Origin of the sequence: Pedobacter cryoconitis (assembly GCF_014200605.1) — a bacterium.
GTDB classification, from domain to species: domain Bacteria; phylum Bacteroidota; class Bacteroidia; order Sphingobacteriales; family Sphingobacteriaceae; genus Pedobacter; species Pedobacter cryoconitis_B.
In genome coordinates this window covers 207,288-219,125 of sequence record NZ_JACHCE010000006.1, presented here as the reverse complement: position 1 = coordinate 219,125, position 11,838 = coordinate 207,288, and the positions used below count along the sequence as shown (strand labels likewise).

7 protein-coding genes are annotated in these 11,838 nt (G+C 37.6%); 6 read left to right on the top strand and 1 reads right to left on the bottom strand.

What is annotated here, in order from left to right:
* Positions 1-14 precede the first annotated feature (14 nt).
* The 6 genes from HDE68_RS18510 to HDE68_RS18485 all read left to right on the top strand — a co-directional run bounded on the left by HDE68_RS18510 (position 15) and on the right by HDE68_RS18485 (position 10,592).
* The gene (locus HDE68_RS18510; RefSeq protein WP_183883715.1) at positions 15-647 is read left to right on the top strand and encodes a class I SAM-dependent methyltransferase; all 633 of its coding nucleotides are present in this window, start codon (positions 15-17) and stop codon (positions 645-647) included.
* Between the two features lie 318 nt (positions 648-965).
* The gene (locus HDE68_RS18505) at positions 966-2,363 is read left to right on the top strand and encodes a TolC family protein (RefSeq protein ID WP_183883714.1); all 1,398 of its coding nucleotides are present in this window, start codon (positions 966-968) and stop codon (positions 2,361-2,363) included.
* 14 nt (positions 2,364-2,377) lie between these two features.
* Positions 2,378-5,659 (top strand): efflux RND transporter permease subunit, encoded by a 3,282-nt coding sequence (locus HDE68_RS18500; protein WP_183883713.1) that lies wholly within the window; start codon positions 2,378-2,380, stop codon positions 5,657-5,659.
* Positions 5,660-5,713: 54 nt separating this feature from the next.
* Positions 5,714-6,817 carry an efflux RND transporter periplasmic adaptor subunit gene (locus HDE68_RS18495; protein ID WP_183883712.1) on the top strand — a complete coding sequence of 368 codons (1,104 nt, stop codon included), beginning with the start codon at positions 5,714-5,716 and terminating at the stop codon, positions 6,815-6,817.
* 62 nt (positions 6,818-6,879) lie between these two features.
* Entirely contained in the window at positions 6,880-7,794 is a 915-nt protein-coding gene (locus tag HDE68_RS18490) for a helix-turn-helix domain-containing protein (protein WP_183883711.1), read from the top strand.
* Positions 7,795-8,030: 236 nt separating this feature from the next.
* On the top strand, positions 8,031-10,592 hold the full coding sequence (locus HDE68_RS18485; protein WP_183883710.1) for a DUF5686 and carboxypeptidase-like regulatory domain-containing protein: 2,562 nt from the start codon (positions 8,031-8,033) through the stop codon (positions 10,590-10,592).
* Here HDE68_RS18485 and HDE68_RS18480 read toward each other — a convergent pair.
* Entirely contained in the window at positions 10,589-11,806 is a 1,218-nt protein-coding gene (locus tag HDE68_RS18480) for a BamA/TamA family outer membrane protein (protein WP_183883709.1), read from the bottom strand. The two genes, HDE68_RS18485 and HDE68_RS18480, sit on opposite strands and share 4 nt — an antisense overlap.
* Positions 11,807-11,838: the final 32 nt, after the last annotated feature.

Here is an 11,838-nt window from a genome sequence, read left to right as displayed (position 1 = left end):
CCACTGCTAAAGGAATGAAAAATAATTATGACAGTATAGCAGGATATTACGATGTGCTAAGCAGAATGGTTTTTTTTCGTGCACAGGTAAAAGCACAGATTGACCAGTTACATGCAATCCCAGCAAACAGTACTGTTTTAATAGCAGGAGGTGGAACGGGCTGGATTCTGGAAGAAATTGCTAAAATACACCCTTCAGGCTTAACTATTACCTATATAGAAATCTCTTCAAAAATGCTTGATCTTTCTAAAAAAAGAGAGGTGAAAAGTAATGCGGTAACGTTTATTCATTCGGCAATGGAAGATTTTAAAACAAATTTTTCATATGATGTTTTAATCACAGCATTTTTCTTTGATAATTTCTCTGCTGATCATGTTGAAATTGTCTTTAATCAGCTTAATAAGTTGCTTAAAAAGGATGGAATATGGTTATTTGCTGATTTTTACTATACAAGACAGTCAGGAAAGAGGTGGCAATGGTTATTATTACAAACGATGTATCTGTTTTTTAGTAAAATATCGTCTGTAGAAGCAAAATCATTGGTAAATACGGAGCATCTGTTTAGAGAAAAAGATTATCTGTCTTTGAAGGAGGCTTTTTATTATAGTGGCTTTATTAAAACTATAATCTATCAGAAAATGACTTGAATTATGTAAATTTATAGGGTTGATCAGCCAGAATCTATATAAGTAACCTGCTTTTTATGTTCTTAGCTGCTGTACTGGTCAGGATAATGTCATTTAAATGAATTATAGTTGAATATTTGTGGTTTTTTGGCTTGTTTTTTATCTAAATAAGAAATTTTTATATCAAAATAGGTAGTTTTCAGGTGATTTGAAGACCAATTATTTGAATTTAATAAGTATTGATTTGAACTGAATATTTTCGGTTGATGTCATAACAGATACTTTTGTTATGTACAAAAAACACTAAGTAGAATATCGATTTAATTTAACATCAATCTAATGCCCCGAATATCATTTTCTACAATTCTTTTTTCCTCTTTCCTGTGTTCTGCTGTAGCAGTTGATGCCCAAACTTTAAATATGAAGGATGCAATTCATACCGCAATAGCCAATTATGGAACTATAAAGGCAAAAAGCAATTACGTAAGTGCCTCTAAACAGACTGTTGAACAGGCCCGAAGGGAATACCTTCCTAATTTAACACTTGCTGCACAGCAGGACTATGGTACAATTAACGGCCAGAACGGACCGCTTTCTGCTTTAGGCGGATTGAGCACTGCTTCGTCTGGTCCGGTACTTGCCCAGCAAAACTGGAATGCTGCTTTTGGAGCACTTTATCTCAGTAACATCAGCTGGGATTTCTTTAGCTTCGGAAGAGTCCGGGAAAAAATCAATGTTTCGAAAGAAGTCCTTAAAAGGGATGTGAATGATTTGAGCCAGGAAGTTTTTCAGCATGAAGTGCGTGTGTCTGCTGCTTATCTCAATTTGCTTGCAGCACAACGGTTAACTAAGTCACAGCAGAAGAATCTTGAAAGAGCAACAATCTTTAAAGATAATGCCGTTCTGCGTGCAAGAAATGGACTGATAGCTGGTGTGGATTCTTCATTGGCCGGTGCTGAAGTATCGAATGCTAAAATTGCACTGACTAAAGCGATAGATCTTGAACAGGAACAGGCCAACAGGCTGGGTATCCTGATGGGAGTTACCGCTACTGCTTTCAAAGTAGATACGGCATCTATTAACCATGTACCACAGGCAATTTTACTGGCCGATACCAATGTGAACTTTAAAGAGCATCCGCTTCTTAAATTCTACCGTAACAGAGTAGATGTAAGTAATCAGCAATTGAATTATTATAAAAAACTTGCTTATCCTACTTTCTCTTTGATTGGGATATTTCAGGGCAGAGGTTCTGGTTTTGATGCTAATTATGCAAATAACCTGAATGCGTATTCGCATAGTTATAGCGATGGAATTAATCCAACCCGCGGGAATTATCTGTTTGGCGTTGGTGTAACCTGGAACTTAACATCTATTCTGCGCACTTCTCCGCAGGTTAAAGCACAGCGTTATATATCGAACGGTTTAGAAAACGAATATGAGCTGGTTGATCAGCAATTACATGCGCAGCTTGCCCTTGCTGAAACCAAGATTAAAAATGCCATGGATAATTACAATGAAGCACCTATACAGGTAAAGGCGGCAAGTGAGGCTTACTTGCAGAAAAGTACCTTGTATAAAAACGGGTTAACCACGATTGTAGATCTGACGCAGGCTCTTTATGCATTAAACAGGGCCGAAACTGACCGTGATATTGCCTATACTAATGTTTGGCAGGCTTTATTGTTGAAATCAGCTGCAATGGGTGATTATAATCTATTTATTAACGAATTTTAAGCCGCTACCCAGATATGAATTTAATACGTTTTGCACTACGTAAACCCATTTCTATAATGGTGTTTGTTGCCGGTTTACTGTTCTTTGGTATTAGTGCCATGACCAGTATCAAGGTAGATATTTTGCCTCAGATGAATTTGCCGGTTATTTATATCGCCCACCCTTTTGGGGGATATACACCTACGCAAATGGAGTCTTATTTTGCTAAAAACTATGTGAATGTTTTGCTTTTTGCCAATGGGATAAAAAGTATTGAAACTAAAAACACACAAGGGTTGATGCTAATGAAGCTCACCTATTATGAAGGAACTAATATGGCGCAGGCGGCATCAGAGCTCAGTGCGTTGTCTAATCGGGCCCAGGCAATCTTTCCCCCCGGTTCCCAGCCCCCCTTTATCATCAGGTTTGACGCTTCTTCGCTGCCTATCGGACAGTTGGTATTAAGTAGTCCGACCCGCAGTAATAATGAGTTGCAGGATTTAGCGAATACCTATGTCCGTGCCTCTTTTACTGCTATTCCAGGTTTACTGGCTCCTGCACCTTTTGGAGGTAGTCCGCGTACTGTAGAGATTAATGTTAACCCGGGGCTGATGCGATCGCATAACCTGACTGTTGAGCAGATTGTAAGTGCAATCAGTATAAACAATCAGACTGCGCCTTCAGGAAATGTGCGTATAGGGGATAAAAACTATATTACCCCAACCAACTATACAATTAAAGAGATCAAGGATTTTGAAAATATTCCTTTATTTAAAGGAGGGGTTCAGAATTTGTATTTACGTGACGTTGCCAGTGTAAAAGATGGTGCGGACGTAACAAATGGTTATGCATTGATTAACGGTAAACGTTCTGTTTATTTGAGTATTGCTAAATCAGGAGACGCTTCAACATGGGATGTGGTAAAGAATTTGAAAGCTAATTTGCCAAAAATCCAAAATACATTACCAGAGGATGTGAAACTATCTTACGAATTTGACCAGTCTGTATCGGTTATTAATGCGGTAGAAAGTTTAATCAGTGAGGGAGCTATAGGAGCTATTCTGACTGGTTTGATGGTATTGTTATTTTTGGGAGATAGAAGAGCAGCCTTAATTGTTATTCTTACAATCCCTACTTCAATTATCGCAGGTGTATTATTCCTGAAATTATTTGGTCAGACAATTAATATCATGTCGCTCTCAGGTCTGGCACTTGCAATTGGTATTCTGGTAGATGAATCGACGGTAACCATAGAGAATATTCACCAGCATTTTGACATGGGCAAGCCCAAAGCGCTCGCGATATGGGATGCGTGTAAGGAGATTGCTTTCCCTAAATTGCTGATTCTGTTATGTATCCTTGCTGTATTTGCACCCGCATTTACGATGTCAGGCATACCAGGGGCACTATTTTTACCATTAGCCCTGGCGATTGGTTTCTCTATGATCATTTCTTTTCTGCTTTCTCAAACTTTTGTGCCTATTCTGGCCAACTGGCTGATGGTTGCACATCCGCATAAGCATAAAAAGACTGATGCTACAATTACTGATGATGAAGATGCTTTCAACCAGACAGGTTTAACTTTAGAATCTGAGCAGGAAACATTGAATCAGAAAAAGATTCTGGTAGAGAGAGAGGGTTATAATGAAGAAGGAAAAATAACACTGTTTGACAAATTCAGAAACAGGTTTATGCGTTTTATAGACCGGTTATTCCTGATCCGTAAACCGGTAGTTATAATTTATCTGGTAGTAATTATTAGTTCTGCAATCCTGCTGTTAAGTAATATTGGCCGCGACGTATTGCCTAAGGTGAATTCAAGTCAGTTTCAGCTGAGGATGAGGGCTCCTGATGGTACACGTTTAGAAAGGACTGAAGAAAAAGCAAACCTGATTCTGAGAGTTCTGAAGAAACTGGTTGGTCCTGAGCATGTGGGTATAACTTCTGTTTATGTAGGACAACACCCTGCGTTATTCTCTGTGAACCCTATCTATTTATTTATGGGAGGACCTCATGAAGCTGTTTTCCAGATCGCATTGAAAGATTATCATGTGAATATGGATGAGCTGAAAGATAAGCTGCGTGATGAGGTTAAAAAAGAAATCCCTGATGTAAAACTATCATTTGAGCCTATCGAATTAACTGATAAAGTATTAAGTCAGGGTTCTCCGACTCCGGTTGAGGTCAGGATAGCTGGTAAAAACAAAAAGACAAATGAGGAATATGCAAACAAGATCGCTGTTGAACTCAAAAAGATTCAATATATGAGAGATGTGCAGATTGCACAGCCTATTAAATATCCTTCGTTAAATATCAATATTGACAGGGTGCGTGCTGCTCAGCTGGGAGTGGACCTGGCCGATATATCTAAATCACTTGTTGCGTCAACTTCGTCTTCACGTTATACCGATAAAAATAACTGGGTAGATGAAAAAATAGGTTTATCCTATGGTGTACAGGTACAGGTCCCTTTAAATCAGATGAATAGTAAAGATGATCTTGGAGAGATCCCTTTATTGAAAAACAATAGCAGACCTGTATTGAGTGATGTAGCCACGATTAAACCGGATACTACTTATGGGGAAAGCGATAACCTTGGTGCTACTCCATATCTTTCTGTAACTGCAAATCTGAATGATAAAGATTTAGGTTCAGCAAATAAAGACGTTGCTCTGGCTATAAAAAATCTGGGTGAATTGCCCAGGGGAGTTGTGGTAGAACAAATTGGTCTTGGAAAGGTACTCGATGAAACATTAAATAGCCTGCAGACTGGTTTACTGGTTGCTATTGTCGTAATCTTCCTGATGCTTTCTGCTAACTTCCAGTCTTTCAGGGTACCGCTGGTAATTCTTGCAACTGTTCCGGCTGTTGTATTGGGTTCACTGCTTTTATTGAAAATTACGGGATCAACACTTAACTTACAGTCTTATATGGGAATTATCATGTCTGTCGGTGTGTCTATTGCCAATGCCGTACTGCTGATTACCAATGCCGAAGAACTAAGAAAACATAATGGAAATGCTTTACTGTCTGCAAGAGAAGCCGCAGGTTTACGTTTGCGCCCTATCATTATGACTAGTGTGGCGATGGTTGCAGGTATGTTACCTATGGCAATTGGCCATGGAGAAGGAGGAGATCAGGTTTCACCTTTAGGAAGAGCTGTAATCGGTGGATTGATCGCTTCAACTTTTGCTGTACTGATTATCCTGCCAATGGTATTTGCATGGGTACAGGGTAAAGTGTCTACACAATCGTTGTCTTTAGATCCGGAAGATGAAGAAAGCGCCCATTATATTAAAGGGTTAAAAGAAGATTAAGGTGTTTAACACCATATAAATAAAAAATTGAACAGGTACATAGATTATCATATAATGAACAAAAAAATATTCAGCCGAACTTCCCTTTTTCTAAGCAGTCTCGTAATTACTGCCTTGATCAGCAGCTGTAATCATGAAGAGAAAAAAGAAAATAAAGCAACTGAAAAGAAGCCTGAGATTAAAACTTTTGTTTTAAGTAAAGAAAAGATGGCTACTTCGCTGAAAATACCTGGTGAGCTGATAGCTTACCAGCAGGTAGATCTTTATGCAAAAGTAAGCAGCTTTGTGAAAACTTTAAAGGCCGATATTGGTTCGGAGGTTACACAAGGTCAGTTACTCATGACATTGGAAGCACCAGAGCTAACTTCTCAGCTTGCAGCAGCTGACTCCCGTTTAAAATCTCAGGAGGCAGTTTATACAGCAAGTAAAGCGAACTATGACCGTTTGTTTGAAACAAGTAAAACACCAGGGACAATTTCTAAGAATGACCTGGATCAGGCTATTGCCAAGAGAAATTCTGATCTTGCACAATTTAATGCAGCCAAAGCTGCTTATAGAGAAGTAGGCTCTATTCAGAATTACCTGGAAATCCGTGCGCCTTTTGATGGTATCGTTTCTTCAAGAAATGTGAATTTAGGTGCCTATGTCGGACCATCCGGAAAAGGATCTGAATTTCCATTATTTACTATACAGCAGCAAAAACATTTGCGTCTGGCTGTTTCTGTACCAGAACTCTATACCGGCTATCTTAAAGAAGGAGATGATATCTCTTTTACGGTAAAATCACAGCCTGATATGTTATTTACTGCTAAGGTTAAAAGGTTGTCTGGTGCACTGGATCAGCGTTTGCGTTCAGAAAGAGTGGAGATGGATGTACCCAATCTAACTAAAAAACTATTGCCAGGAATGGTAGCAGATGTTTCTATGCCGCTGCCAGCAAATGCGAGTACTTTTACTGTTCCTAAAACTGCAATAGTTGATAGTGCAGAGGGTGTATTTGTAATTCGTTCAAAAGATGGAAAAGCTGAAAAAGTTAGCGTCAAAAAAGGTCGTGAAACTGATGACAGAGTAGAAATTTTCGGAGATATAAAAGAGGGAGATGTGCTGGTTAGTCAGGCAAATGAAGAAATTCATCCCGGAGACGTTATCAAACCATAATATTACACAAAAAATATAGGGACATATTAAAATTTATGCAATTTTAATGCGTGAAAAAAAGTATGTCCCTTCAGGAATTTTATGAGATGTTTGCAGTCAACAGACCAGACGTCACTATTCCAAACCCTATACTTGATGCACATACGGGCCATTTTAATGTATTTAAAAGGTTTGGCTATTGCACATTAAATCCCTCACCTTATAATAGGAGGGATTTTTATAAAATCGCTTATATCATTGGTAAAGGCGTTCTTCATTATCCAAATCAGCACATAGAAATTGATGGTTGTGCATTGATGTTTACCAATCAGACGATTCCATATTCATGGGAAGCAACTTCTGAATTTCAATCTGGTTATTTTTGTTTGTTTACTGAAAATTTCATGCGCCAGCGAACAGAACCGCTTAAGAATTCCCTGCTGGCAAGGATACAGGATAACCCTGTTTTTTATATCAAAGAAGAACAGCAGCAGAATGTAGCCAGGATATTTGAAAAAATGATAGCTGAGATGGAAAGTGATTATACGTATAAGTATGATTTAATCCGTAATTATGTGAACCTGCTGATCCATGAAGCCATGAAGACCCGTCCGTCTGAGACCCCGGTCAGATCAAATAATGCTTCATCACGTATTGCATCTTTGTTTTTTGAATTGCTGGAGAGACAATTTCCTATCTATTCTCCTGATCATGTTCTTCAGCTGCGTACGGCAAATGATTTTGCTGAACGTTTATCTATTCATGTGAACCACCTTAACCATGCTGTTAAAGAAGTAACAGGTAAAACTACTTCTGAGCATATCTCCGGGCGTATTGCAAATGAAGCTATCGCACTGCTTACCCATACTGAATGGAATATTTCAGAAATAGGCTATTGCCTGGGTTTTGAATATCCTGCAAATTTTAATCTTTTCTTTAAGCGCCAGACTATGGCAGCGCCAAAATCATTCAGAGAGAAAACAATTAGCTTAAGTTAGTGTTGTGTTCCTGTAAGCAGAACTATATACCCTGTGTTTTTTGATTTTATTGTTTCAAATTAAAAAACATTACGCTTTTTAACATACATTAACATCTTAATTCATAAACATTTGGTTAATTAGAGTTGTCATATGATATGTTGCAGCATCATATGGCAAAATTTAATCTGTTTTACAGATTATGTAATTATTTCTGCTATTTTTAATAAAAAAGACTTAGGCCCGGCGTTTAAATTATGATTAATATCTCAAAGAAGTCTTTTTGTGTACTGACAGTACTGGTTTTCTTTTTTACGCTTCAGGCCGCTGCCCAGAGTACTAAAATTTCTGGAGCTATCACAAATATTAAGGATAAAAGCCCCATACCTTATGTTACAGTCCTGTTTAAAGGATCAAAAGTAGCTACCAAAACTGATGCTAACGGAAAATATGAAATTAGTACAACCGAACCTTATAGTCAGTTGCAGGTTGAATATGTCGGCTTTAAGACCCGTTATTTTCCGGTAATAGCTGGAAAAGAGCAGGTGTTGAATATTAAGCTGCAGGAAGAATCCCAAAATTTAGTTGAAGTCAATATCAGTTCAAACAAAAAAGCTCCTTATCATAATAAAGGTAACCCGGCAGTAGAACTCATTAGAAAGGTTATCGAGCATAAGCCAATGAACAGACTTGAAAGTGCAAAAAATGTGGAGTTTGAGCAATATGACTGGATGCAATTTTCACTAAGTAACCTTTCTGAGAAATTTAAAAACAAAAAGATTCTCCGTAAGTACCAGTTCTTGTTCGATGTACAGGATTCATCCGAGATTGGCGGGAAAAATATTATGCCTGTTTATTTCCGTGAAAGGTTGTCTAAAAACTATTACCGTAAAGATCCTGAAAAAAAGAAGGTAATTATGCTGGCTGATAAACATGTGAATTTTGATCAGGGTTTGGTAGATAACAATGCGATCGGTAATTATTTTGAAAGAATGTATGCTGATGTAAACATTTATGATAATAACATTATTTTCACAAATAGTCAGTTTTTGAGTCCTATTGCGGATGGTGCGCCTGCATTTTATAAGTTTTTTATCACTGACACGATTAAGACAAGTAAGCCTAATTTAATTGAGCTTTCATTTGTTCCCCGTAATAAAAATTCATTATTATTTGAAGGCCGGATTTATATCACTATGGATGGGAAGTATGCTGTCCAGAATGCTTTATTGAAAACAGGAAAGGGAATAAACATAAATTTTGTCAGATCTTTAGAGGTTAAGCTTAATTTTGAACAGGATTCTTTAGGGAAATTCCACCTGAGCAGAAGTCATCTGCTGATGGACTTTGGGGTTGGTAGTGATGGTGGGAGAGGCTTTAAGGGGGAAAGAACTGTTATTATAAAAGATTATAAAACAAATGTTGCGCAACCAGATGAACTTTATAAAGGAGAGAGCCTTGTTGTAGTTCCGGAAGCAGAAAGCAGATCTGATGAGTTTTGGGCAGGCAATCGTCTGGATACACTGGCCAAAGAAAAGGTTAAGATCTATCATAATATGGATAGCCTTGGCAAAATGAAATCCTTTAAACGGATGATGGATATTGCTTCTTTCTTTTTTATCGGCTATAAAAAATACGGTCCGGTTGAAGTTGGCCCTTTTTATAGTTTTTATACTTTCAATAGCCTGGAAGGGTTCAGACCAAGAATTGGTGGCCGTACGACCACAGATTTTAGTAAAAGGTTCTATTTTGATACTTATGTTGCTTACGGGATTAAGGATGAAAGATGGAAGGGGTATCTGAGCGGAGCTTATGCATTTAACAATAAATCTATTTATACTTTTCCTCAGAGCTTTATCCGGGCTGGTTTTCAGCGTGATGTAGAAATTCCGGGGGATGGTGCTAAGAACATCATTCCGGAAGATAACTTTGTTTCTTCTTTTAAGCGAGGAGAGAGTAATCAGTTTTTGTACAGCGACTATTACAGACTGGAATATATGCAGGAATATAGTAATCACTTTTCTTTCAATCTTGGATTTAAAAAGTGGACGCAAACTGCTGCGGGGTCACTTGTTTTTGATCGTTATGCAGACAATCAACTTGTTCGTACCGACAGGTTAACCACCTCAGAACTTAGTTTAGACTTACGTTATGCTCCCCATGAGAAGTTTTATCAGGGTAAAACTTTTCGTGAACGTTTGATTGAAAAATATCCTGTATTTAATTTCAATTATGCTGCTGGTATCAAAGGATTATTAGGAGGACAATATAATTATCAGAATTTCATGGCTTCAATTGATAAGCGTTTTTATTTGTCTCAGTTTGGCCGTTCTGATATCCGTTTAGAGGGTGGTTATATCGCTGGTAAGGTGCCTTTTCCATTACTGGATATCCATAGAGCTAATCAAAGTTATTCTTATCAGACCTATGCTTATAATCTGATGAATTTTATGGAATTTGTAAGTGATCATTATGTGAGTTTAAATTTAGACCATAATTTCAATGGCTTATTCTTCAATAGAATACCACTGATCAAAAAGTTGAAATTAAGAGAATATGCTACTTTTAAAGTTTTATATGGCGGGGTAAGAAAAGAGAATGATCCAAATCAGGACCCATCTTTATTGCAATTCCCGGTTAACAGTGATGGTATTAAAACGACTTATTCTTTAGGTAAGCTGCCTTATATGGAAGGAAGCATAGGAGTTGGTAATATCTTTAAAGTAATCCGTTTAGATTTGGTCAGAAGATTTAATTATTTGCAGAATCCGGGTATCTCCAAATATGGTTTAAGGGCCAGAGTACAGTTTGAGTTCTAGAACGCCTCATTGAGGCCTAAGAAAAATCCATTTGAGCCGTTACCAACCCCATAGTCCAGACATAGATTAGTTCGGGTGTGTTTATTGAATAAGATACGTATTCCTGCGCCGCCTCCTGGTTCCCAATATTTAAATAAGGGAGTACGGAACTGGTTATTTGCAGTTTGCATATTAAAGAACGTCACACCGCTGATTAGTTTATTTGCTGTAATCGGAAATCTGTATTCTAACTCATTGTAAAAGTAGGAAGGGCCTTTAAAACGGGAAATTGTATAGCCTCGTCCCAAACGCTGATAAGTATCACTACCTGTTCCCGGTAATTCCAGATAGGGGATAGCACCATTCAGTAAATATGAACCCCATAGCCAGTAGGCAAGAACGTGTTCAGGATTTTTTTTAGATAAAGACCAGTATTTTCTGAGTTCTGTTTTAATCTGATTAGCATCACGGTCGCTGCCAAACCATGTTTTGTTAGATCTGAACGATAAATTGATATATATTCCTTTATATGGACGAAAGGGCTGATCCCTGGTATCATATTGAAGATTAACCAGAAATCCACTGGCCGAATAACCATAAGTTGGGAACCCGTTTTTTACACTATAAAAGTGATTACGTGTTTTTGATTTGGCACCATTTTCACGTTCATCATCAATATTGGTATAATAATTAAAAGCTACTCCTGCACCTGCATAAAAATTATCAAATATTTTCCGGTAGATATTTTCATAAAGTTTTGCATAAGTATATTTGATCGGAAAGATACCCGGATCATCTTTGCCTGTACCAATGCCATGATCAAGAACTAATGTTTTACCAAATTCCCAGCTTCCTTCCAGGTACCATTTGTTTCCTTCGGAGTACACATTATGTTTTAATTGCACTAAAGCAAGCTGATTGGTTGATACGGCTGCAAAAGCATCAAAAATTGATATTGTTGTTTTTTGGGGATCACCAAATATCCTGGTAATAGAGACATCGGCTCCAAACATGAATCCTGTACTTGGTGTATAACCGATGGAAGGAAGTATAGCGAGACTGTTGGCTTTCTTGAAAGTTGTATCGGGTTTCTTATTTTTTTTAAACAATATTTTGAATATATCGTTTACATCCTGCTGAGCCACAGTATCTCTTAAACGCGGTTTTTCTTGCGCATAGAGTGCACACGAAATACTTATGAAAAGTAATAAGGCAGAGAAAAAATAACGAAACATATATTTTTTAAAATTACAAAGAATAAATTCAA

What these genes read in the sequence shown, in the direction of transcription:
- HDE68_RS18495 (WP_183883712.1), top strand. Translation starts at nt 5,714, where the DNA reads ATGAACAAAAAAATATTCAGCCGAACTTCCCTTTTTCTAAGCAGTCTC.
- HDE68_RS18505 (WP_183883714.1), top strand. Translation starts at nt 966, where the DNA reads ATGCCCCGAATATCATTTTCTACAATTCTTTTTTCCTCTTTCCTGTGT.
- HDE68_RS18500 (WP_183883713.1), top strand. Translation starts at nt 2,378, where the DNA reads ATGAATTTAATACGTTTTGCACTACGTAAACCCATTTCTATAATGGTG.
- HDE68_RS18490 (WP_183883711.1), top strand. Translation starts at nt 6,880, where the DNA reads ATGTCCCTTCAGGAATTTTATGAGATGTTTGCAGTCAACAGACCAGAC.
- HDE68_RS18480 (WP_183883709.1), bottom strand. Translation starts at nt 11,806, where the DNA reads ATGTTTCGTTATTTTTTCTCTGCCTTATTACTTTTCATAAGTATTTCG.
- HDE68_RS18485 (WP_183883710.1), top strand. Translation starts at nt 8,031, where the DNA reads ATGATTAATATCTCAAAGAAGTCTTTTTGTGTACTGACAGTACTGGTT.
- HDE68_RS18510 (WP_183883715.1), top strand. Translation starts at nt 15, where the DNA reads ATGAAAAATAATTATGACAGTATAGCAGGATATTACGATGTGCTAAGC.